Here is a 23,080-nt window from a genome sequence, read left to right as displayed (position 1 = left end):
CGGATGAACATCACCGAGCTGTCCATCCGCCGTCCCGTCACCACCATCATGCTGTTCGTGTCGATGGTGGCGATCGGCCTGATCGCCGCCTTCCGGCTGCCGCTGGAAGCCGAGCCGGAAGCCACCATTCCCTTCTTCTTCGTGTCGCTGCCGTACCCGGGGTCGACGCCGGAGGAAGTGGAGCGCAACCTGCTGCGGCCGGTCGAGGAGGCCATCGCCACGATGCCCGGCATCAAGTCGATGAACGCCCGCGCCAATGCCGAGGGCGGGCAGATCCAGGTCGAGTTCAGCGACTGGAACCGCGATATCGCCATGGCCGCGTCCGAAGCGCGCGAGCGCATCGACGCGGTGCGCGACCAGTTGCCGGACGATTTCCGCCGCTACTACGTGCAGCGCTGGAGTACCAGCGACCGCGAGGCGATGAGCCTGCGCCTGACCAGCGACGAGGACCTGACCGCGCGCGCGGATCTGATCGAACGCAGCATCAAGCAGCGCCTGGAGCGCCTGCCCGGGGTGGCGCGGGTCGAGGTCGAGGGCGTGGCCAAGCAGGAAGTGCTGGTGGCGCTGGACAAGGACCGGCTGAGCGCGCACGGGGTGGCGCTCAATGAGCTGGTGCAGAAGCTGCAGGCGGCCAACTTCTCGGTGTCGGCCGGGCAGATCACCGAGGCCGGCCGGCGCCTGCGCGTGCAGCCGCGCGGCGAGCTGCTGGAACTGCAGGCGCTGCGCAACCTGCCGGTCGACAAGCGCGGCACCCGGTTGTCGGACATCGCCGACGTCAGCCTGCAGCCGCAGCGCATGAACTACGTGCGGCAGATGGAGGGCAGGCCCAGCGTCGGCGTCGACGTGTACAAGGAGCGCTCGGCCAACCTGGTGGACCTGTCGCGCGCGGTGCGCGCCGAGATCGAGCGGCTGCAGGAAGACCCGGCGATGCGCGGCGTCGGCATCGAGGTCACCGACGACCAGGGACAGGCGGTGACCAGTTCGCTGCTGGCGCTGGCCGAGGCCGGCGCGATCGGCCTGCTGCTGTCGGTGATCGTGCTGTACGCCTTCCTGCGCCATTGGCCGTCGACGCTGATGGTGTCGCTGGCCATCCCGATCTGCTTCATCATGACCCTGGGGTTCATGTACTTCGCCGGCATCACCCTGAACATCATTTCGATGATGGGCCTGCTGCTGGCGGTGGGCATGCTGGTGGACAACGCGGTGGTGGTGGTGGAGAGCATCTACCAGGAGCGCGAGAAATACCCCGACCAGCCTTCGCTGGCGTCCATCATCGGCACCCGCCACGTGGCCATCGCGCTGTCCGCCGGCACCCTGTGCCACTGCGTGGTGTTCCTGCCGATGATGTTCGGCGAGAAGAACATCATCACCATCTACCTGTCGCAGCTGGCGGTGACGATCTCGGTCTCGCTGCTGGCCTCGTGGCTGGTGGCGGTGAGCCTGATCCCGATGCTGTCGGCGCGGATGAAGACCCCGCCGGCGCTGAAGTCGCCGCTGATCAACCGGATGCAGGAACGCTATGCGCGTGCGCTGCGCTGGACGCTGCAGCACCGCGGCTGGGCGGTGGGCGGCATCCTCGCCATTTCCCTGGCCAGCGTGTATCCGATGACGCATACCAGCGGTGGCGGCGACGACGACAATCCGAGCGAGATCAACATCTTCTACCAGTGGCGTGGCGCCTACTCCAAGGAGGAGATGGGTCGCGAAGTGGCGCGGGTGGAGGCGTTCGTCAATGCGAACCGCAAGCAGTTCCACATCGACCGCGTGTTCAGCCGCTACAGCGAACAGGGCTGGGCGCAGACCCGCCTGTTCCTGGACACCGAGGACCCGGCGCTGAGCGAGAAGATCAAGGAGGAGGTGCGCAAGGGGCTGCCGCAGTCGGCGCGCGCCAAGATCGGCATCGGCTGGCCGGGTGGCATGGGCAGCGACGGCCAGGGCATCCGCTTCAGCCTGGTGGGCGATTCGACCCAGACCCTGAAGGAGCTGGCCGATGACATCGTGCCGATACTGGCCCGCGACCCGAAGCTGCGCGACGTGCGCGTGGACACCGGCGACGCCAACACCGAACTGGCGGTGCGGGTGGACCGCGAGCGTGCCGCCGCCTATGGCTTCAGCGCACAGCAGGTGGCGCAGTTCGTCGGCATGGCGCTGCGCGGTTCGTCGCTGCGCGATTTCCATCGCGACGACGTCGAGATCCCGGTCAACGTGCGCTTCGCCGGCTCGGAGAACTATGGCATCGAGGACCTGTCCTCGTTCATGGTGCGCACCGCCGGCGGCAAGGAAGTGCCGCTGCTGGCGATGGTGGACGTGAACGTCACCCCGGCGGCCAGTTCGATCCAGCGGCTGAACCGGCAGACCATGCTGCGGGTCGAGGCGGGGCTGGCCAAGGACGTGCCGATGGACCAGGCGCGCAAGGCGGTCGAGACCACGCTGGACGGCGTGCAGTTCCCGCCCGGCTATGGCTACACCTTCGCCGGCGCCGGCTTCAACATCAACTTCGACGGCATGCAGCAGATGGTGAACAGCATCTTCATCGCGCTGATCCTGATGGTGGTGATCATGGCCGCGGTGTTCGAATCCCTGCTGTTCCCGGCGGCGATCATGTCCTGCGTGCTGTTCTCGATCTTCGGCGTGTACTGGCTGTTCTGGATCACCGGCACCGAGATGAACATCATGGCGGTGATCGGCATCCTGGTGCTGATGGGCGTGGTGGTGAACAACGGCATCGTGATGATCGAGCACATCAACAACCTGCGCCGGCGCGGCATGGCGCGCACCGATGCGCTGGTGGAAGGCAGCCGCGAACGCCTGCGCCCGATCATGATGACCATGGGCACGGCGATCCTGGCGATGATTCCGATCGCGCTGAACACCAAGACCGCCGACGGCATGCCGCCGTACTACCCGATGGCACGCGCCATCGCCGGCGGGCTGGCGTTCTCGACCGTGGTCAGCCTGCTGTTCCTGCCGACCATCTACGCGATCCTCGATGACCTGCGCACCGGCACGGCGCGCCTGGTGCGGCGCGCGCGCGGGCTGTCGCCGCTGCCGGAGGTGGGGCCGGCGCCGGTGCAGGAGTAACGCCATCGTGCTCCCGCCATGCCGGCGGGGGCCCTTTCCAGGGGAACCACAGATGCCACACGTACTTCACCCGGGTGGCCGGCTTGCCGGTGTCCTGTACCTGATCGTCGTCGTCACCGGCATCTTCTGCCTGGCCTACGTACCGGCGCAGCTGGCCGGCGCCGACGCCGGCGCACTGCTGGACAACGTGGTCGCCAGGCAGGGGTTGTTCAAACAGGGCGTGGCGGCGTTCGTCGTCGAACAGGTGGCCTACCTGCTGCTGGCACTGGTGCTGTACCGCGCCTTCCAGGATGTCAGCCGCGGCGCGGCGACGTTGATGCTGGCGTTCGTGGCGATGGGCGTGCCACTGGCGCTGGCGGCGTTGTCGCACCGGCTGCAGGCGCTGGCGCTGCTGACCGATGCCGACAGCGCGCAGCTGCTGTCGCTGGAACAACGCCAGCAGCTCGCGCACGCGGCGTTGAAGGCGTACCGCGGCGGCATGCAGCTGGTGCGCGTGTTCTGGGGCCTGTGGCTGCTGCCGCTGGGCTGGCTGGTAATGCGTTCGCGCCGCCTGCCGCGCCTGCTCGGCGCGCTGCTGGTGCTGGGCGGGCTGGGCTATGTGCTGGATGTGCTGGCGGAACTGCTGGTGCCGGGCTACGCGGACTGGTGGATTTCCGCCCACCTGACCCTGCCGGCCTCTGTCGGCGAGATCGGCACCTGCCTGTGGCTGCTGCTGTTCGGCCTGCGCACGCGGGGCCGCGATGTCGTGCCATCCACTGTCCATTGAGGAGATGTCCCATGCAAAGCCGTTCCCTGCTGTCCGATCCGCCGCTGTCGCCGCGCATCAAGCTCTCGGCGCTGTGGGCCAGCCTGACCTTCTGCTACCTCTACGGTGATTACTTCGGCCTCTACCGGCCCGGCAAGCTGAAGTACATGCTCGACGGCGGCGGTCCGATGGGGCCGAGCAGCCAGGGCTCGCTGCTGTTCGTCGCGCTGCTGCTGGCGGTGCCCGGGCTCATGGTGTTCCTGTCGCTGGCGCTGCCGGCGCGCGTGGTGCGTTGGCTGGGCATCGGCCTGGCCCTGTTCTACGCCGCCTTCGTCGCGCTCACCATGCCGGGGGCATGGTGGTTCTACCTGGCCTACAGCAGTATCGAGATCGTGCTGTGCCTGTTGATCGTGGGGCTGTCCTGGCGCTGGCCGCAGACCTGAGGGCCGCGCCAGCGCCGGCGCATCACACCAGCTTCCCGTACACGGTGAAACCGGTCAGCCACAGTCCGAGCATGCTGCCGAGGTTGGTGAGCATGAAGGTCAGCACGATGCGGGTGACACGGTTGCGGTACCAGCCCTTGAGCGATTGCGCGTCGTCGCGCAGCCGCAGGAAATCGGCGTAGGCCGGCCGCCGCAGGCGCGTTTCCACCAGCGCCGCGAACGCGCCGGTGGGGATGCTCAGGCGGAATGGCTTGAACGGCGCCACCAGCACCGCGGTCAGGATGCTCAACGGGTGGCTGCCGGCCAGCAGCGCGCCAAGGCCGGCCAGGCCGCCGGTGTAGAGCGCCCAGGTCGCGAGCATGTCCGCGCCCATGCCCATGCCGCCCTTCCAGAAGCCGACGCCGATGCCGGCCAGGACCACGGCCAGGATGGTCAGGGTGATCCACGGGATGTTGCGCTTCTTCGGTACCGCCTCCAGCGCCTGGCGCAGTGGGCCGGGCGCTTCGGTGTCGGTTTCCAGGTAACGCGCGAGCCCGGCGAGGTGGCCGGCGCCGACCACCGCCAGTACGTTGCGCTGGCTGTCGCTGCGCTCTTCGCGCAGGCGTGTGGCCATGTAGCGGTCGCGCTCGCCGATGATGCTCTCGTACAGCGCCGGGCTTTCGCTGGCGAATTCGCCGAAGCTCGATTCGAGCATGTCGCCCTGCTTCAGCTTCTCGATCTCGTCCTCGCCCACGTCCTCGGACGAGAACAGGCCGGCGCCGAGCCCGGCGACGAGCTTGAGCTTGCCGATGAAGCCCAGGCGCTGCGAGGCGCGGCGGAAGGTCAGGCCGACATCGCGGTCGATCAGGTGCACCGGCAGGCCACGTTCCTGCGCCAGCGTCACCGCGCGCTTGAGCTCTGCGCCCGGTTCGATGCCCAGCTGTTCGGCGAGCCGGCGCTGGTAGGCGGCCAGGGCCAGGTTGGCGGCGAACAGCGCGACCCGGTTCTTGCGGATCACCTCGATCAGGTCCAGCTGCGCCAGCGCGTCCGGGTTGGTCAGGGCCTGCAGCCGCTGCGGATCGAGCTCGACCGCGACGGCGTCGTACTGGCCGCTGCCGATGGCCTGTTCCACCGCCTGCACGCTGGCGGCGGACACATGGGCGGTGCCCAGCAGGGTGTAGCGCACGCCATCGCGTTCGACGATGCGCAGCGGCTGGCCGGCGAGCAGTTCGCTGCCGTTTTCGGAGTGGGTGTCGGTCATTGCGTCATTCATTGGAGGGGGCGCTGCCGGCGCCATCGCCGAGTGCGCGTTGCATCTGCACCGTGTCCAGCCAGCGGCCGTGCTTGCGGCCCAGGCCGCGGAACACGCCCACGAGCTGGAACCCGAAACGCTCGTGCAGCCTGATGGAGGCGCTATTGGCGGGCTCGCCGATCACCGCGACCATCTGCCGGTAGCCACGCGCGGTGCAGGCGTCGATCAACGCCTGCAGCAGCGTGCTGCCCACGCCGCGGCCCTGGAAGCGGGCATCGACGTAGACCGAATTCTCCACCGTCCACTGGTAGGCGATGCGGCTGCGATAGGTGTTGGCGTAGGCATAGCCGGCGACCTGGCCGTCGATCTCGGCGACCAGGTAGGGAAAGCCACGGGCGAGGATGTCCTGCATGCGCCGCAGCATCTCGGCTTCGTCCGGCACCTCGTATTCGTAGGTGTTGACGAAGTCGGTCACCTCGATTGCGTAGATCGCGGTGATGGCGGCGATGTCGGCCGCGCCGGCATCACGGATGTGCACGGCCATGCGCAGGGTTCCCGGTCAGTCGATGTAGCGCTTGAGCAGGTCGCCGTACGCATCGATGCGGCGGTCGCGCAGGAACGGCCAGATGCGGCGCACGTGCTCGCTGCGCTGCAGGTCCACCTCGCAGACCAGTACGGTCGGCTCGGTGCCGGCCTCGGCCAGGAACTCGCCCTGCGGGCCGAGCACGTGGCTGTTGCCCCAGAACTGGATGCCCGACGCGCCCAGCGGCGACGGCTCGTGGCCGACGCGGTTGCACGACAGCACCGGCACGCCGTTGGCCACGGCATGGCCACGGTGGCTCAGCACCCAGGCGTCGCGCTGGCGGTTCTTCTCGTCCTGCATGTCGTCCGGATCCCAGCCGATGGCGGTGGGGTAGAGCAGCAGCTCGGCGCCGGCCAGCGCCATCAGGCGTGCGGCTTCCGGATACCACTGGTCCCAGCACACCAGCACGCCCAGGCGGCCGACCGAGGTGTCGATCGGCTTGAAGCCGATGTCGCCCGGGGTGAAGTAGAACTTCTCGTAGAAGCCCGGGTCGTCGGGAATGTGCATCTTGCGGTACTTGCCCAGCAGGGTGCCGTCCTTCTCGAACACCACCGCGGTGTTGTGGTACAGGCCGGCGGCGCGGCGCTCGAACAGCGAGCCGACGATGACCACGCCGTGCTGCCTGGCCAGTGCGCCCAGGCGCGCGGTGCTCGGGCCGGGGATCGGCTCGGCCAGGTCGAACTCGTCCACCGATTCGTGCTGGCAGAAATACGGGCCGTTGTGCAGTTCCTGCAGCAGCACCAGCTTGGCGCCCTGCGCCGCGGCTTCGGCGACGCGGGCCTCGATCACGGCCAGGTTGGCGGCGGCATCGCCATGGTTGCGTTCCTGGATCAGGGCGACAGTCAGGGAATGTGTATTCATGCGGGCATTGTAAACTTGGGGGAGCAATGGCCCCTGCACAAGGGCGCTTCGCGCCGGGCATGGGAAAGAGGAGGGCGCCGGGCCCCGTGCCTGCCAGGCAGGGACGGGGCAGCGGGCGCCGGGCTTCAGCCCAGCAGGCCGGCGGGCAGCTGCATGGTGATGCAGTGCAGGCTGCCGTTCTGCCAGATCAGCGGCCGGCACGGCACCGGCACGATCTCGCGGTCCGGGAACGCGCGGGCGAGCACGTCGCGCGCGGCGTCGTCGGCAGGGTCGCCGTAGGCCGGCATCAGCACGGCGCCGTTGATGATCAGGAAGTTCGCGTAGGACGCGGCCAGGCGGCGCCCCTCGTCGATCACCGGTTGCGCCCACGGCAGCGGGAACAGGCGGTAGGGCTGGCCATCGCGGGTGCGCAGCGCGGCCAGTTCGGCCCCCATCGCCTTGAGTTCGGCATGGTGCGAGTCCTGCGGGTCGTCGCAGTCCTGGTAGACGATGCTGTCGGCCGAGGCGAAGCGGGCCAGGGTGTCGACATGGGCATCGGTGTCGTCGCCTTCCAGATAGCCGTGGTCCAGCCACAGCACGTGTTCCTGGTGCATCCACTGCGCCATGTCGGCGGCCAGTGATGCGCGGTCGCGCTCCGGGTGGCGTTCGTGCAGGCACTTCCAGGTGGTCAGCAGGGTGCCGTCGCCATCGGTGTCGATGGCGCCGCCCTCCAGCGCGAAGGCGATGCTGCGCACCTGGGCGTTGTTGAACACGCCGGCGTCATGCAGCACCCCGACCAGCTGGTCGTCCAGGCTCGCCTCGAACTTGCCGCCCCAGCCGGTGAAGCGGAAATCCAGCAGCTGGAAGCCGCCGTCGGCACGCCTGAGCGTGATCGGGCCGGAGTCGCGCAGCCAGGTGTCGTCGTACGCTGCGGTGATGAAGCGCACGCGCGCCATGTCGATGCGGTTGGAGCGCAGGCGCATCTCCGCGTAGGTCTCGATATCGTCGTCGGCCACGCAGATCAGCACCGGCTGGAAGCGGGTGATGGCGGCGACCAGCGCGATATAGGTCTCCTCGACCTCGGCCAGGCGTTCGGCCCAGTCGGTATCGGCATGCGGCCAGGCGATCAGGACGCCGGACTGGGCTTCCCATTCGGCGGGAAAACGAAGTGCATCGGTCATTGCGGGTAGGTGCTCGGATCATGCCCGGCGCGAAAGTCCGGTGCGTTGGCGCGCCTGCCGGTGCCGGGAGGCGCGGGGGAGGGCGCCGCCCGGGGCCGCCATTGCAGCCCCGGAGTGGCGGAGATCAGCGGATCGGCGGTTTGGGGCCGATCTCGTCGGGGCCTGCCTGGTTGGCGACCACGTCGATCACCCGCTGCTTCTCGAAGTAGACGGTGAAGGCCGGGTAGACCCAGCGGTTGATCGTGGGCCACTGGCGCTTCTGGCCGCCGCGCGGTTCCAGCCGTTCCTGCGGGGCGCCGAAGCGCGCCTGCACCTGGCCCATCGACTCGCCGCGCGCCGGCAGTGCGCCCGCCGGCTTTTCCTGGGCCCGCTCGATCAGCAGGGTGTCGGCCAGCGCCGTGGTGGGTGCCGCGATGATCGCGGCGGTCAGGGCCAGGGCCCGGATGGTCTGCTTCATGGTCGCTTCTCCCCGGAGGACAAGTGGCGATTACAGCAAAAAAACAGCGTCGATAAAGCGGCAGGCGGCCCTGTTCCGCGCTGCCGGGCGCGGCATGCGCGCGGCGGACATGGCGGGTGCAGGATACGCGGCCGGTCGTGAGCGGGGCACGAAGATGCAGAAAGCCGCCCGGGGGCGGCTTTCTGCGAAGATCCGGAATCCTCGCGGATTCCGCTGGCGGCGAACGCCAGTCGACTCAGCGCTGGCGAGCCTTGAAGCGCGGGTTCGACTTGCAGATCACGAAGATCTTGCCGCGACGGCGAACCACCTTGCAGTCACGGTGACGGGCCTTCGCCGACTTCAGGGAGGACAGGACTTTCATGGCATACCTCGGCGGATACGTTGGAGTTCTACAGGGAGCGTAGCCGCGGATATGCAGGTTGACGCTCGTTCAAGCCCGCCATTCTACCGGGCAATTCCATGTGGGTTCAAGTGGTTGCGTGCAATCGGCGGCAGGCGGGCCGGGCGCGGGGCTAGAATGGGCGGATTCCCGTTCCAGCGCAGGCCGCAGATGAGTCCACTTCCCCCCGTTCTTACCATCGACGGCCCGTCCGGGGCCGGCAAGGGTACCGTCAGCCGCATTGTCGCGCACCGGCTGGGCTGGCATTACCTGGATTCGGGGGCGCTGTACCGGGCGGTGGGGGTGGCTGCCAGCTGGGCCGACATCGATACCTCCGACGCCTCGGCGCTGGTGCGCTGCACCTTCGACACCCGGATCCGCTTCGTCGAGCGCGGCGAGAGCCTGCGGGTGCTGGTCAACGATACCGATGCCACCGACGAGCTGCGCCTGGAGACCACCGGGGCGCTGGCCTCGGCGATCGCCGCCATCCCGGAGGTGCGGGCGGCGCTGAAGGAGCGCCAGCGCGCATTCAGGATGCCGCCGGGGCTGGTCGCCGACGGCCGCGACATGGGGACGGTGATCTTCCCGGACGCCCCGTTCAAGGTATTCCTGACCGCCAGCGCCGAGGAGCGGGCGCACAGGCGGCATAAACAGTTGAAAGAAAAAGGGGTTTCGGTTAACTTTGATGACCTCCTGCGCGAGATCATGGCCCGCGACGCCCGTGATGCACAACGCGCAGTGGCGCCCCTGAGGCCGGCCGATGACGCCGTTCTCATCGACACCAGCGGTATCGGCATCGACGACGTCGTTGCCAGGGTGCTGGGCCTGCTTCCTTCGCCGGAAGCGTGACCCGCGGTTCCGTGAGAGCGGCCGGTGACGGCCGCCGTCGCGCAAATCGAAGTTGTACAAGGCTCCGTCGTGCAGGGTGCACGGCGGTTTTTCCACTCCACACACGGCCGCCGGCACGGGGTCGACCAACAGGCGGGCGGCACGCATTCCCCGAAGGGAGCGGCCTGCCCATGTGTTCAACTGAGTAAATCCAATGACCGAATCATTTGCAGAACTGTTTGAAGCCAGCCAGGCCAATCTGGCCAAGCTGAAGCCGGGCGCCATCGTCGTCGGCACCGTCGTCGACGTCCGCGGCGACGTGGTGGTGATCAACGCCGGTCTGAAGTCCGAAGGCATCGTGCCGATCGAACAGTTCCGTAACGACGCTGGCGAAATCGACGTGGGCGTGGGCGACCAAGTGAAGGTCGCGCTCGACTCGATCGAGAACGGCTTCGGCGAAACCGTCCTGTCGCGCGAGAAGGCCAAGCGCGCCATGGTGTGGGACGAGCTGGAAGAAGCGTTGGAGAAGAACGAGACCATCACCGGCCGCATCAGCGGCAAGGTCAAGGGTGGTTTCACCGTCGACATCAAGGATGTCCGCGCGTTCCTGCCGGGTTCGCTGGTCGATGTGCGCCCGGTGCGCGACCCGGCCTACCTGGAAGGCAAGGAGCTGGAGTTCAAGCTCATCAAGCTGGACCGCAAGCGTAACAACGTGGTCGTTTCCCGCCGCGCTGTCGTCGAGAGCGAGCACTCGGAAGAGCGCGAGCAGCTGATGGACAAGCTGCAGGAAGGCGCGATCCTGAAGGGTGTCGTCAAGAACCTGACCGACTACGGCGCGTTCGTGGACCTGGGCGGCATCGACGGCCTGCTGCACATCACCGACATGGCATGGAAGCGCGTGCGCCATCCGTCCGAAGTCGTGAACGTCGGCGACGAGCTGGACGTGCGCGTGCTGAAGTTCGACCGCGAGCGCAACCGCGTGTCGCTGGGCCTGAAGCAGCTGGGCGAGGATCCGTGGGACAACATCTCGCGTCGTTACCCGGCCAACAGCCGCGTGTTCGGCAAGGTCTCCAACGTCACCGATTACGGCGCGTTCGTCGAGATCGAGCCGGGCGTCGAGGGCCTGGTGCACGTGTCCGAGATGGACTGGACCAACAAGAACGTCAACCCGTCCAAGGTCGTGCAGGTCGGTGACGAAGTCGAAGTGATGGTGCTGGACGTCGACGAAGAGCGTCGCCGCATCTCGCTGGGCATGAAGCAGGTTGCCGCCAATCCGTGGGAAACCTTCGCCGCCACCCACAAGAAGGGTGACAAGGTGTCCGGCCAGATCAAGTCGATCACCGACTTCGGCATCTTCATCGGCCTGGACGGCGGCATCGACGGCCTGGTCCACCTGTCCGACATCAGCTGGAACACCACCGGCGAAGACGTCGTCCGCAACTTCAAGAAGGGCGATACCTTGGACGCCGTCGTCCTGGCCGTCGATCCGGAGCGCGAGCGCATCTCGCTGGGCGTGAAGCAGCTGGAGCAGGATCCGTTCGGCCAGTACATGGCGGCCAATCCGAAGGGCTCCAAGGTCGAAGGCGTGGTGAAGGAAGTCGACGCCAAGGGCGCCGTGATCGAGCTGGCCGACGGCATCGAAGGCTACGTCTCGGCCCGCGACATCAGCCACGACCGCGTCGACGACGCCTCGCAGCACCTGAAGGTGGGCGACAAGGTCGAAGCCAAGTTCGTGGGCATGGACCGCAAGGGCCGTACCATGCAGCTGTCGATCAAGGCCAAGGACGAAGCCGAGACCGCCGAAGCGCTGGCCGAGTACAACAAGTCCTCGACCGAAGCCGCTGCCGGCACCACCAGCCTGGGTGCGCTGCTGCGCGCGCAGCTGGGTGGCAACAAGTCCGAGTAATCGGCCTTGAGCTTGTCGTAGATGCAACCTGGGCGGCCCGGACGAAAATCCGGGCCGCTTCGGGGTTTTACCTTCGTGACGAGTCCGCAATGACCAAATCCGAGCTGATCGAAATCCTTGCGCGCCACCAGGCGCACTTGAAGGCCGATGATGTCGATCTGGCCGTGAAGTCGTTGCTGGAGATGATGGGCGGCGCGCTGGCTTCCGGCGACCGCATCGAGATCCGTGGCTTCGGCAGCTTTTCGCTGCATTACCGGCCGCCGCGCATGGGGCGCAACCCGAAGACCGGCGAATCGGTCGCCCTGCCGGGCAAGCATGTCCCGCACTTCAAGCCCGGCAAGGAGCTGCGCGAGCGCGTGAGCGACGTCGTGCCGCTGGAAAGCGACCCGGCCTGAGTTCCTGGTCGCCGCGATCCGTGGCGGCATTTCCCCGGATCCATCGCCAAGTGGCCCCGGCAACCGTTCGGGGTGGTTTTTTGATCCGCCTGCTGCGGATCGTCGCCACGGCCGTTAAGCTAGTGGCTCTGTGGACATGGAGCAGGCTGCCGCATGAAGGCTGTCCGTCTGTTGATTCTGCTGGCCGTGCTGGTCGGTGGCCTGGTGATAGGCTCGCTCAATTCGCAGCCCGTCGATATCCGGCTGGCGTTCTGGGCGCTCAGCACCACCTCCGGGATCGCGATCATCGTGTCGTTGCTGTTGGGCGCGCTGGTGGGCGGCGGGCTGGTGCTGGCAGGCGTGGTCATCCCGCTGTATGCCCGGCTCCGGCGTGCCAACAAGGCCGCAGCAGGCGCGGCCGGCGCCGTGGCGCCGCAGGCGCCTTCCCCCTTCGACGGACGCTGATCGACGATGGCTTTCATCAGTGAGTGGTTCTGGTTTTTCCTGTTCCTGCCGATCGCCGCGCTGGGCGGCTGGGTCGTGGGCCGGCGTGGCGGCCAGCGCCACAGCGAGAACCAGGTCAGCCGCCTGTCGAGCACCTATTTCCGCGGCCTGAACTACCTGCTCAACGAGCAGCCGGACAAGGCGATCGAGCTGTTCCTGCATATCGCCGAGCTGGACCGGGAGACCTTCGAGACCCAGCTTGCGCTCGGCCACCTGTTCCGGCGCAGGGGGGAGGTGGATCGCGCCATCCGCCTGCACCAGGGGCTGGCCAACCGCCAGGACCTGTCCGACCAGCAGCGGGTCCAGGCCCTGCTCGCGCTGGGCGAGGACTACATGAAGTCGGGCCTGCTGGACCGTGCCGAGACCGTGTTCACCGACCTGGCGCGCATCGACCAGCGCGCACCGCAGGCGTTGAAGCACCTGATCGGCATCTACCAGGCCGAGCGCGACTGGGAAAAGGCGATCGAGAACGCGACCCGCTACGAGCAGGTCACCGACGAGCCGATGGGCAAGCTGATCGGCCAGTTCGAGTGCGAGCTGGCAGAACGCCATCGCGCCGCCGGGCGGCTGGACGAGGCGCGCGCGGCGATCGGGCGTGCCAATGCCGCCGACGCGATGAGCGTGCGGGCCGGCATCATCGAGGGCCGCCTGGAAAGCGACTTCGGCAACGATGAGGCGGCCGTGCGCGCGTTCGAACGTGCGGCGCGCAACGATCCCGATTACCTGCCCGAGATCCTGCCGCAGCTGCTCAAGAACTACCGCAACGTAGGTGATCTGGCCGGCGCGCGCGCGTTCCTGGCGGAAATGACCGAGCACTACCGCGGCATCGCCCCGGTGCTGGCGCTGTCGCGGTTGATGGAGGAGCAGGAAGGCGCCGGCCCCGCGCGGGCCTACCTGGGCCGCCAGTTGAAGGACCGCCCCTCCGTGCGTGGCGAGTCGGCGCTCATCGACCTGACCCTGGCCGAGGGCGCGGACCCGGTGGCGACGCTGCAGGACCTGAAGCACATCACCGACCAGTTGCTGGTGCGCAACCCGGCCTATCGCTGCACCCGCTGCGGTTTCGGCGCGCGCACCCATCATTGGCAGTGCCCGAGCTGCAAGGAATGGGGGACGGTCAAGCCGCTGCTGAATTACGCGGTGCTCTGATCCATGCAGCCGGTGTGGATGATACCGGGCCTCTTATCGGTCTTCGTGGTTGCGGCGCTGCTGACGGCGCTGGCGCGTGGCTATGCGCTGCGCCGACAGTTGCTGGACCAGCCCGGGGAGCGCAGGAGCCATGCAGTCGCGACACCGCGTGGCGGTGGCATCGCCATCGTCGCCTCGCAACTGCTGGCCTGCCTGTGCATCGGCGTCCTGTCCCCGGCGGCCGCGCCGCCGCTCGCGGTGTTTTCCGCGGGACTGTTGCTGGTGGCGGGTATCGGCTGGTGGGACGATCACCGGCCACTGCCGGCGCTCCCGCGCCTGGCGGTGCATGCGCTGGCCGGCATGTTGCTGGGGGGGCTGGTCTGGCACGGGACCGGTGACCTCCTGCTGGGCGGTTTCAGCGCGCTGCTGGCCATCGGGCTGGTCAACGTGTGGAACTTCATGGACGGCATCGATGGCCTGGCCGCCACGCAGGCGCTGCTGGCGGCGCTGGCCTACGCCCTGGTGCTGCCGGCGCCGGTCGCCGCGTTGGCGCTGGTCCTGGCGGCGGGCGTGGGGGGCTTTATCCCATTCAATTTTCCCCGGGCGCGGATTTTCATGGGCGATGTCGGCAGTGGCGCCCTGGGGTACCTGCTCGCCGCGCTGGTGGCCCTCGGGCTGGTCAGCCACAGCGCCCCGCCGGCGGTGCTGCTGATCCCGCTTGCCGCATTTCTGGTCGATGCCGGGCTCACCTTGGCGGGCCGCATTTTGAGGGGCGAGCGCTGGATGGAGGCGCACACCCAGCACCTTTACCAGCGCTGGGTGAAAGCCGGCCACAGTCACGTCACAGTCACACTGGGCTACGCATTGTTCGGGGCTGCCGGAGTCGTGCTGACCGTTGTTTCCGTGCGGCTGCCTTCGCCATGGAGCCAGTGGGCGGCCATTGCGTGGGCGGCGGCGGCAGCGGGTCTCTGGTTCGTTCTGCGCAACAAGTCGATCAATAGGGAAGGATGACCATGGCGGTCTGGCGACGGCTGGCAGGAAATTTTCCACGCATCGCGGTGATGCTGCATGACCTGGTCATGGTCTGGGCGTGTTGGCAGCTGCTGCACGTGGCCCGCTATGCGATGCTGGCGGGCGCGCCGGCCATTCCCCTGTTCAGTTTCGATGTCGCCATCGTGATGCTGCTGCAGGCCATGGCGTTCCATTACGTGGGCCTGTACCGCGGGCTGTGGCGCTTTGCCAGCGTCACCGACCTGGTCAACATCTTCAAGGCCTGCTTCCTCGGCGTCGGTGCGATCGTCCTGGTATTCAGCTACCGGCGCCTGAACGGCATCCCGATGTCGGTGCTGGCGATCTATCCGTTCGCGCTCGCGGCGCTGCTCGGCGGGCCGCGCCTGCTGTACCGCGCGTGGAAGGATCATCAGTCGATCCATTCCGATGCACGCGCGCGCCGGGTGCTGGTGCTGGGCGCCGGTCACGCTGCCGAAGCCCTGGTCAAGGACCTGCGCCGATCGGGCGATTACGAGCCCGTGGGCCTGCTTGACGACTCCCCGCACCTGAAGGGCGCCAAGCTGCAGGGCATTCCGATCCTGGGAACCATCTCCGACGTGGCATCGGTGGCCAGGGAAACGGCGGCGAAACTGCTGGTGATCGCCATTCCCACCCTGGATGCGGCCGGCATGCAGCGGATCGTGGCGCTGTGCGAGAGCACCGGGCTGCCGTTCCGGACCGTACCGAAGCTGAGCGATGTGCTGGAAGGAAACTCGCTGCCCGGGCAGTTGAAGGAGGTGGCGATCGAGGACCTGCTCGGCCGCAAGCCCATCCAACCGGACTGGGCGCTGATCCGGGGGTGGTTGCGCGGGCGCACGGTGATGGTTACCGGCGCCGGCGGATCGATCGGCTCGGAGCTTTGCCGGCAATGCGCGCGTCATGGCGCGCGCAGAATCGTGCTGCTGGAAATCAGCGAGATCCTCATGCTGAACATCCAGAGCGAGCTGTGCCGCAACTTCCCGCACCTGGAGATCGAGTGCGTGCTGGGCGACTGTGGCGACCCTGCGGTCGCCCGCCATGCGCTTGGCCTGTATCGCCCGGACACCGTGTTCCATGCCGCGGCCTACAAGCAGGTCCCGTTGCTGGAAGGGCAGATGCGCGAAGCCGTCCGCAACAACACGCTGGCGACGGAATGCATGGCGCGTGCCTGCCAGGAGCAGGGCGTGGACAATTTCGTGTTCATCTCCACCGACAAGGCGGTCGACCCGGCGAATGCGCTCGGCGCGACCAAGCGCTACGCCGAGATGATCTGCCAGAGCCTCAACGAGAAGAAGGGCACGCGCTTCGTCACCGTGCGCTTCGGCAACGTGCTGGGCTCGGTGGGCAGCGTGGTTCCGCTGTTCCGCGAACAGATCCGCAAGGGCGGCCCGGTCACCGTGACCCATCCCGAGGTCAGCCGCTACTTCATGACGATTCCCGAAGCCTGCCTGCTGATCCTGCAGGCGGCGGCTTCGTCCTCGCGTGGCGCGATCTACATGCTGGACATGGGCGAACCGGTGCTGATCCGGGTGCTCGCCGAGCAGATGATCCGCCTTGCAGGACAGCAGCCGGGTGCCGATATCGCCATCGTCTACACCGGCTTGCGTGCGGGCGAGAAGCTGCACGAAAGCCTGTTCTACTCGGATGAGAACAGCCGCCCCACCGCCCATCCCAAGGTGCTGGAGGCGGGCGTGCGCGAGTTCTCCACCGAGCGCGTGCTGGGCAGCCTGCCGCGGCTGCGCGAGGCGGTAGCCAGCTATGATACCGAGGCCATGCAGGCCATCCTGTCTGCCGTCATCCCCGAGTATTCGCCCCTGCGCGAAACGGTGGAGCAAAGCGCCAGGACCAATATTGTCCCGTTTCCCAAAGAGGCTGGTAGGAACTGATGTCCCGACGCATTCGCAAGGCGGTTTTTCCTGTCGCAGGTCTGGGCACGCGCTTCCTGCCCGCCACCAAGACCGTTCCCAAGGAGATGCTGCCGATCATCGATCGTCCGCTGATCCAGTACGCCGTCGATGAGGCGATCGAAGCCGGTTGCGACACGCTGGTGTTCATCACCAACCGCTACAAGCATGCGGTCGCGGACTATTTCGACAAGGCCTACGAACTGGAACAGAAGCTCGAGCGCGCCGGCAAGCAGGAACAACTGGAGATGATCCGCCACGTGCTGCCCGAAGGCGTCCGCGCGATCTTCGTGACCCAGGCCGAAGCCCTAGGCCTGGGGCATGCCGTGTTGTGCGCGAAGGCGGTGATCGGCGACGAGCCGTTCGCGGTGCTGCTGCCGGATGACCTGATCTGGAACCGGGGCGACGGCGCGCTGAAGCAGATGGCCGATCTGAACGAAGCCAGTGGCGCCAGCGTGATCGCGGTCGAAGACGTGCCGCATGACAAGACCGCCAGCTACGGCATCGTCGCCACCGACGCATTCGATGGCCGCAAGGGCCGCATTTCGCAGATCGTCGAGAAGCCGAAGCCGGAGGACGCGCCCAGCGACCTGGCCGTGGTCGGCCGCTACGTGCTGAGCCCGAAGATCTTCGAGCTGCTGGAACAGACCCGGACGGGTGCCGGCGGCGAGATCCAGCTGACGGATGCGATCGCCGAGCTGCTGAAGACTGAAGAGGTCGATGCCTACCGTTTCGAGGGCACCCGTTTCGACTGCGGCACGCACCTGGGCCTGGTGGAGGCGACGATCCGTTTCGCGCTGGACAACCCGAAGCTGGCCGGGCCGGCGCGGGAGAAGCTGGCGGCGATGTTGGCGGAATAAGGGTTTTATCAAGCGCTCCGTTCGCGCTTTGATTGATACGTGATGGGCGGGACGGGTGGGCCTTTGCAGGACACGCCGTAAACCCGTCCATGGGGGCTCGTTCGCCGCATCCATGCGGCGAACGGTCCTGCAAAGGCCCACCCGTCCCGCCTGTCAGGTTTCCCGCGGGCGCGGACGGCAAGAGCAAAAGCAAACAAGGCAGCCCATGGCTGCCTTTTCTGCTTGTTGGGGTCAGCCCCCCTTTGCGTAGCAAAGGGCTCTGACCCCAACTCTGACCTTGCCTTTGCTCATCCCTCCGCCGCGAGGAGGCTGGGAGGGCCGGGTTGGCAGAGCTGCCTGGGACCGTTGGCGCCATGGGCCCGAGGCATGCCTCGGGCGGGGTGGGCAGAACGCCCAATCCCGGTCTTGCCGTGTGCGCAGGACAGAACACACGAGCAAGGCGCCATCGGGCCCCCAAGGGTGAGGGCGCTTGGCTTGCGAAGCGCTGCTTCGCAAGCGCCCGAACGCCCAGCCGCCAGCGGCTGGGCCGGACCGCGGAGCTGGGGTTACGGCGTGTCCCGGGCAGTCTCACCCACCCGCGCCCCACCGCCAACAATCAGTCGGCAACGCGTTGAACCTTACAGCGCCTCGAAAATACCCGCCGCGCCCATGCCGGTGCCGATACACATGGTCACCATGCCGTACTTCTGCTGGCGACGACGCAGGCCGTGCAGCAGGGTGGCGGTGCGGATCGCGCCGGTCGCACCCAGCGGGTGGCCCAGGGCGATCGCGCCGCCCAGCGGGTTCACCTTGCTCGGGTCCAGGCCGCAATCGCGGATCACCGCCAGCGACTGCGCGGCGAAGGCTTCGTTGAGCTCGATCCAGTCCAGCTGGTCCTGGGTCAGACCGGCCTGCTTCAGGGCCTTCGGGATCGCGGCGATCGGGCCGATGCCCATCACTTCCGGACGCACGCCGGCCACCGAGAAGCTGACGAAACGCGCGAGCGGGGTCAGGCAGTAATCCTTGATCGCCTGCTCCGAGGCCAGCAGCACGGCACCGGCGCCATCGCTCATCTGCGAGGAGTTACCGGCGGTGACGGTGCCGCCGAACTGGCCGTTGCGGAACACCGGACGCAGCTTGGCCAGGCCTTCAGCCGAGGAATCCGGGCGCGGGCCTTCGTCGGTGTCAGCGACCCTGTTGCGGGTGATGATGCGCTGGCCATCGGCCAGGTCCGGCAGGTGCGAGACGATCTCGTACGGGCTGATCTCGTCCTTGAATTCGCCGTTCTGGATCGCGGCCATGGCCTTCTGGTGCGAGGCCAGGGCGAAGGCGTCCTGGTCTTCGCGCGAGACCTTCCACTCTTCGGCGACCTTCTCGGCGGTGATGCCCATGCCGTAGGCGATGGCCACGTGATCGTTGTCGAACACGCTCGGCGCCATCGCGATCTTGTTGCCCATCATCGGCACCATCGACATCGATTCGGTGCCGCCGGCCAGCATCAGGTCGGCGTTGCCCAGGCGGATAGCGTCGGCGGCCTGGGCCACGGCCTGCAGGCCGGAGGAGCAGAAGCGGTTCACGGTCTGCGCGGCGATGGTGTTGGGCAGGCCAGCCAGCAGCACGCCGATGCGCGCCACGTTCATGCCCTGCTCGGCTTCCGGCATGGCGCAGCCGATGATCGCGTCATCGATGCGGTTGACGTCCACGCCCGGGGCCTGGGCGACGACGCTGCGCAGCACGTGCGCAAGCATGTCGTCGGGGCGGGTGTTGCGGAACATGCCCTTGGGCGCCTTGCCCACCGGGGTGCGGGTGGCGGCGACGATGTAGGCGTCCTGGATTTGCTTGGTCATTGTGGTGATCTCTCGAATTTTTTAGCCGGGGTGCCGACCCATGGCCGGCACCCACCGAAAGCAGGGAAGGGCGATCAATTGCGCAGCGGCTTGCCGGTCTTGAGCATGTGCGCGATGCGGGCCTGGGTCTTTTCCTGCTGGGCCAGTTCGACGAAGTGCTTGCGCTCCAGGGTCAGCAGCCACTCTTCGTCCACCACGGTGCCGCGGTCGACCTTGCCGCCGCACAGCACGGTGGCGATGCGCTCGGCGATCTCGTAGTCGTACGCGCTGATGAAGCGGCCCTCCAGCATGTTGACCAGCATCATCTTGAAGGTGGCGATGCCGACGTCACCGGCCACCTGGATGCGGCGTGCCGGCAGCGGCGGGCGGTAACCCGCCTCGGCCAGCGCACGCGCTTCGGCCTTGGCGATGTACAGCGCCTCGTAGCTGTTGAACACCACCTTGTCGGTGCTGCGCAGCAGGCCCAGTTCCTTGGCGTTGACCGCCGAGTTGGAGACCTTGGCCATCGCCACGGTCTCGAAGGTCTTCTTCAGTTCGGCGAACACGTCGCCACCCGGGCCCGCGGCCTGCGAGGCGCGCACGGCCAGTTCCTTCAGGCCGCCACCGGCCGGCAGCAGGCCGACGCCGGCCTCGACCAGGCCGATGTAGCTTTCCAGGAACGCCACGGTCTTGGCGCTGTGCATCTGGAACTCGCAGCCGCCACCCAGCGCCAGGCCACGCACCGCGGCCACCACCGGCACCAGCGAGTACTTGATGCGCTGGCTGGTGCGCTGGAAGTTGGCGACCATTTCCTCGAACTGGTCGACCTTGCCGGCCTGCAGCAGGCCGAGGGCACCGGCCAGGTCGGCACCGGCGGAGAACGGTTCCTTCTGCTGCCAGATCACCAGGCCCTGGAAATCCTTCTCGGCGCGGCTGACGCATTCCTGCAGGCCGTCCAGCACCTGGTCGGACACGGTGTTCATCTTGGTCTTGAAGCTGACCACGGCGATGCCATCGCCGTCGTGCCACATGCGCAGGCCGTCGTTCTCGAACACGGTCTCGCCCGGCGCGAACGTTTCGCCCAGCAGCGGATCCGGGAAGCGCTGGCGCTGGTACACCGGCAGCGACGAGCGCGGCAGCTTGGCGTTGCGCGACGGGCTGTAGCTGCCCTCGGCGGCGTGCACGCCATCGCGGCCATCGAACACCCAGTCCGGCAGCGGGGCGTTGCTCATGCTCTTGCCGGCGACGATGTCATCGGCGATCCACTGCGCGACCTGCTTCCAGCCGGCGGCCTGCCAGGTTTCGAACGGGCCCAGCGACCAGCCGTAGCCCCAGCGGATCGCAAGATCGACGTCCCGCGCGGTCTCGGCGATGTCGGCCAGGTGGTAGGCGCTGTAGTGGAACAGGTCGCGGAAGGTCGCCCACAGGAACTGCGCCTGCGGGTGCTGGCTCTCGCGCAGCCTGGCGAACTTCTCGGCCGGGTTCCTGATCTTCAGGATCTCGACCACTTCCGGCGCGGCGGCGCGGTCGGCCGGACGGTAGTCCTGCTTCTCCAGATCCAGTACCACGATGTCCTTGCCGACCTTGCGGAAGATGCCGGCACCGGTCTTCTGGCCCAGCGCGCCCTTGGCGATCAGCGCATCCAGCCACTTCGGCGACTTGAAGAACTCATGCCAGGGGTCGTTCGGCAGGGTGTCGCCCATGGTCTTGATCACGTGGGCCATGGTGTCCAGGCCGACCACGTCGGAGGTGCGGTAGGTCGCCGACTTCGGGCGGCCGACCAGCGGGCCGGTCAGGCCGTCCACTTCATCGAAGCCCAGGCCGAACTGCTGGGTGTGGTGGATGGTGGACAGGATCGAGAACACGCCGATGCGGTTGCCGATGAAGTTCGGGGTGTCCTTCGCATACACCACGCCCTTGCCCAGGGTGGTGACCAGGAATGCTTCCAGGCCTTCCAGCACGGCGGCATCGGTGGTGGTGGCCGGGATCAGCTCGGCCAGGTGCATGTAGCGCGGCGGGTTGAAGAAGTGCACGCCGCAGAAGCGGTGGCGCAGCTGTTCGGGCAGCACGTCGGCCAGCTTGTTGATGCCCAGGCCCGAGGTGTTGGAGGCCAGCACCGCGTGGTCGGCCACGAACGGGGCGATCTTCCTGTAAAGGTCCTGCTTCCAGTCCATGCGCTCGGCGATGGCCTCGATGATCAGGTCGCAGTCCTTCAGTTGCTCCAGGCCGGAGTCGTAGTTGGCCGGGGTGATGGCTTCGGCCAGCGACTTGCTGGCCAGCGGCGCCGGGCTCAGCTTGCCAAGGTTGGCGATCGCCTTGAGCACGATGCCGTCGGCCGGGCCTTCCTTCGCCGGCAGGTCGAACAGCACGGTGTCGACGCCAGCGTTGGTGAGGTGGGCGGCGATCTGGGCACCCATGACGCCGGCACCCAGCACGGCGGCGCGGCGGATCAGCAGGGAATTGGACATGGTGTAGGGCCTTTGTTGGTACCGGGTGGAATCAGGGGGAGGTGGGCGTGGCGGCGCCGTGTGCGCTGGCGCGGAACCCGGCCTCGGCGAAATGGATCAGTTCATTGGCGGCCTTGCTGCGGTGGGCGGCCTCGCTGATGCCGTGCGGGCGCTTGATCAGGCCGAAATCGGCCATCGCGTAGGTCAGTGCGCCGGCGAGGAAGTCCAGCCGCCAGTACAGCTCTTCCTTGCTCAGGCCGGGCACGCAGGCGCCGATGGCCTTGCCGAACTCACGCAGCACGTGGCCGTAGTGGTCGGACAGGAACTTGCGCAGGTTGTCGTTCTTCTCGGCATAGGCGCGGGCGATCACCCGCACGAACGCGCCCCCGCTCTGCCGGTCCTGCGCCATCGCCAGCGCCGGCTCGACGAAGGCGGCCAGCACCGCGCGCAGGTCACCGGGGCGGATGGCGCGGGCCTGCTCCAGCTGGGCCAGGCGGGCGGCGGTCATTTCGTCCATGCGCCGGCGGAACACCTCGTTGACCAGGTTTTCCTTGGAGCCGAAGTGGTAGTTGACCGCGGCGATGTTGACGTCGGCGTGGCTGGTCACCTGCCGCAGCGAGGTGCCGGCGAAGCCGTACTGCGCGAACAGTTCCTCGGCGGCGCAGAGGATGCGGTCCTTGGTGGAGAAGCTGGCGGGTTTGCCCATGCCGATGCAGTCAATCAAACGATTGTTTGGATGCTACGCCCGGTGGGGCGCAGGGTCATGCTGCTTTGCAGCATCATTTATCTGACGCTGTGCAAAGCCCCCGGGCACCCGTTAGAATTGGCAACCGCAATTCAGGCTAAGCCCGCGTCCGCACGCGGGTTTTTTTCATGTACCCTCGGGCCGACCGGCCCCAAATCCGGAGAATTCCCATGGCGCTGGAGCGCACCCTTTCCATCATCAAGCCCGATGCCGTCGCCAAGAACGTGATCGGCGAGATTTACGCCCGCTTCGAAAAGGCCGGCCTGAAGATCGTGGCTGCCAAGTACAAGCAGCTGTCGCGCCGCGAGGCCGAAGGCTTCTACGCTGTGCACCGCGAGCGTCCGTTCTTCAACGCGCTGGTCGAATTCATGATCTCCGGCCCGGTGATGATCCAGGCGCTGGAAGGCGAGAATGCCGTGCTGGCCCACCGCGAACTGCTGGGCGCCACCAATCCGAAGGAAGCCGCGCCGGGCACCATCCGCGCCGACTTCGCCGAATCCATCGACGCCAACGCCGCCCACGGCTCGGACTCGGTCGAGAACGCCGCGATCGAGATCGCCTACTTCTTCGCCGCCACCGAAGTGGTCTCGCGCTGAGCAGTACGTAGAAGGTT

General features: G+C 67.3%; 21 protein-coding genes. 12 read left to right on the top strand and 9 right to left on the bottom strand.

Annotation, left to right across the window (positions count from 1 at the left end; genetic code table 11):
* Nucleotides 1-3 precede the first annotated feature (3 nt).
* The 3 genes from AC06E6_RS05720 to AC06E6_RS05710 are packed head-to-tail and all read left to right on the top strand — an operon-like array spanning nucleotide 4 to nucleotide 4,269.
* Nucleotides 4-3,081, top strand: coding sequence for an efflux RND transporter permease subunit (locus AC06E6_RS05720; protein WP_104938982.1), 3,078 nt, complete (start codon nucleotides 4-6; stop codon nucleotides 3,079-3,081).
* A 52-nt stretch (nucleotides 3,082-3,133) separates the two neighbouring features.
* Entirely contained in the window at nucleotides 3,134-3,847 is a 714-nt protein-coding gene (locus AC06E6_RS05715) for a DUF4386 domain-containing protein (protein ID WP_478060570.1), read from the top strand.
* Nucleotides 3,848-3,858: 11 nt separating this feature from the next.
* Nucleotides 3,859-4,269, top strand: a complete 411-nt coding sequence (locus AC06E6_RS05710; RefSeq protein ID WP_478060568.1) for a DUF6326 family protein — start codon at nucleotides 3,859-3,861, stop codon at nucleotides 4,267-4,269.
* Between the two features lie 22 nt (nucleotides 4,270-4,291).
* Here the strand turns inward: AC06E6_RS05710 and AC06E6_RS05705 are convergent, their stop codons facing one another.
* From AC06E6_RS05705 to ykgO, 6 genes are all read right to left on the bottom strand, one after another.
* On the bottom strand, nucleotides 4,292-5,521 hold the full coding sequence (locus tag AC06E6_RS05705; protein WP_427851812.1) for a TraB/GumN family protein: 1,230 nt from the start codon (nucleotides 5,519-5,521) through the stop codon (nucleotides 4,292-4,294).
* Nucleotides 5,514-6,044 carry a GNAT family N-acetyltransferase gene (locus tag AC06E6_RS05700; protein ID WP_313231047.1) on the bottom strand — a complete coding sequence of 177 codons (531 nt, stop codon included), beginning with the start codon at nucleotides 6,042-6,044 and terminating at the stop codon, nucleotides 5,514-5,516. The genes AC06E6_RS05705 and AC06E6_RS05700 overlap by 8 nt, the downstream gene beginning before the upstream one ends.
* Nucleotides 6,045-6,059: 15 nt before the next feature.
* Nucleotides 6,060-6,944: a carbon-nitrogen hydrolase gene (locus tag AC06E6_RS05695; protein WP_161613692.1), complete on the bottom strand. Its 885-nt coding sequence runs from the start codon at nucleotides 6,942-6,944 to the stop codon at nucleotides 6,060-6,062.
* A gap of 125 nt (nucleotides 6,945-7,069) precedes the next feature.
* On the bottom strand, nucleotides 7,070-8,104 hold the full coding sequence (locus AC06E6_RS05690; RefSeq protein ID WP_478060566.1) for an agmatine deiminase family protein: 1,035 nt from the start codon (nucleotides 8,102-8,104) through the stop codon (nucleotides 7,070-7,072).
* Nucleotides 8,105-8,228: 124 nt separating this feature from the next.
* Entirely contained in the window at nucleotides 8,229-8,561 is a 333-nt protein-coding gene (locus AC06E6_RS05685) for a hypothetical protein (protein WP_478060564.1), read from the bottom strand.
* A gap of 235 nt (nucleotides 8,562-8,796) precedes the next feature.
* A complete protein-coding gene (gene ykgO / locus AC06E6_RS05680; RefSeq protein WP_005409283.1) occupies nucleotides 8,797-8,922 on the bottom strand; it encodes a type B 50S ribosomal protein L36 in 126 nt (41 codons plus the stop codon).
* A gap of 189 nt (nucleotides 8,923-9,111) precedes the next feature.
* Between ykgO and cmk the strand changes: the two genes are divergently transcribed.
* From cmk to galU, 8 genes are all read left to right on the top strand, one after another.
* Nucleotides 9,112-9,789 (top strand): (d)CMP kinase, encoded by a 678-nt coding sequence (cmk, locus tag AC06E6_RS05675; protein ID WP_161613695.1) that lies wholly within the window; start codon nucleotides 9,112-9,114, stop codon nucleotides 9,787-9,789.
* A 193-nt stretch (nucleotides 9,790-9,982) separates the two neighbouring features.
* Nucleotides 9,983-11,674: a 30S ribosomal protein S1 gene (rpsA, locus tag AC06E6_RS05670; protein ID WP_054666289.1), complete on the top strand. Its 1,692-nt coding sequence runs from the start codon at nucleotides 9,983-9,985 to the stop codon at nucleotides 11,672-11,674.
* A gap of 89 nt (nucleotides 11,675-11,763) precedes the next feature.
* On the top strand, nucleotides 11,764-12,069 hold the full coding sequence (locus tag AC06E6_RS05665; RefSeq protein ID WP_054666286.1) for an integration host factor subunit beta: 306 nt from the start codon (nucleotides 11,764-11,766) through the stop codon (nucleotides 12,067-12,069).
* Between the two features lie 153 nt (nucleotides 12,070-12,222).
* Complete coding sequence (locus AC06E6_RS05660; RefSeq protein WP_161613696.1) at nucleotides 12,223-12,513, top strand: lipopolysaccharide assembly protein LapA domain-containing protein; 291 nt, start codon at nucleotides 12,223-12,225, stop codon at nucleotides 12,511-12,513.
* Nucleotides 12,514-12,519: 6 nt separating this feature from the next.
* On the top strand, nucleotides 12,520-13,698 hold the full coding sequence (lapB, locus tag AC06E6_RS05655) for a lipopolysaccharide assembly protein LapB (protein WP_240212006.1): 1,179 nt from the start codon (nucleotides 12,520-12,522) through the stop codon (nucleotides 13,696-13,698).
* A gap of 3 nt (nucleotides 13,699-13,701) precedes the next feature.
* Entirely contained in the window at nucleotides 13,702-14,688 is a 987-nt protein-coding gene (locus AC06E6_RS05650) for an MraY family glycosyltransferase (RefSeq protein WP_240212007.1), read from the top strand.
* A gap of 2 nt (nucleotides 14,689-14,690) precedes the next feature.
* On the top strand, nucleotides 14,691-16,592 hold the full coding sequence (locus tag AC06E6_RS05645; protein ID WP_240212008.1) for a polysaccharide biosynthesis protein: 1,902 nt from the start codon (nucleotides 14,691-14,693) through the stop codon (nucleotides 16,590-16,592).
* Complete coding sequence (gene galU, locus AC06E6_RS05640; protein ID WP_240212009.1) at nucleotides 16,592-17,470, top strand: UTP--glucose-1-phosphate uridylyltransferase GalU; 879 nt, start codon at nucleotides 16,592-16,594, stop codon at nucleotides 17,468-17,470. Before AC06E6_RS05645 ends, galU begins: the two co-directional genes overlap by 1 nt.
* A gap of 617 nt (nucleotides 17,471-18,087) precedes the next feature.
* Here galU and AC06E6_RS05635 read toward each other — a convergent pair.
* The 3 genes from AC06E6_RS05635 to AC06E6_RS05625 all read right to left on the bottom strand — a co-directional run bounded on the left by AC06E6_RS05635 (nucleotide 18,088) and on the right by AC06E6_RS05625 (nucleotide 22,428).
* Nucleotides 18,088-19,296, bottom strand: a complete 1,209-nt coding sequence (locus AC06E6_RS05635; protein ID WP_240212010.1) for an acetyl-CoA C-acyltransferase — start codon at nucleotides 19,294-19,296, stop codon at nucleotides 18,088-18,090.
* 74 nt (nucleotides 19,297-19,370) lie between these two features.
* The gene (locus AC06E6_RS05630; protein ID WP_240212011.1) at nucleotides 19,371-21,743 is read right to left on the bottom strand and encodes a 3-hydroxyacyl-CoA dehydrogenase/enoyl-CoA hydratase family protein; all 2,373 of its coding nucleotides are present in this window, start codon (nucleotides 21,741-21,743) and stop codon (nucleotides 19,371-19,373) included.
* A gap of 31 nt (nucleotides 21,744-21,774) precedes the next feature.
* Nucleotides 21,775-22,428 (bottom strand): TetR/AcrR family transcriptional regulator, encoded by a 654-nt coding sequence (locus AC06E6_RS05625; RefSeq protein WP_240212012.1) that lies wholly within the window; start codon nucleotides 22,426-22,428, stop codon nucleotides 21,775-21,777.
* Nucleotides 22,429-22,637: 209 nt separating this feature from the next.
* Here AC06E6_RS05625 and ndk point away from each other — a divergent pair, with 209 nt between their 5' ends.
* Nucleotides 22,638-23,063, top strand: a complete 426-nt coding sequence (gene ndk / locus AC06E6_RS05620; protein WP_104938969.1) for a nucleoside-diphosphate kinase — start codon at nucleotides 22,638-22,640, stop codon at nucleotides 23,061-23,063.
* Nucleotides 23,064-23,080 lie beyond the last annotated feature (17 nt).

Source organism: Stenotrophomonas sp. Steno-Z10-HUANG (assembly GCF_056393075.1).
The sequence above is the reverse complement of the archived record's forward strand: the minus strand, read 5'-3'. Positions and strand labels throughout refer to the sequence as shown.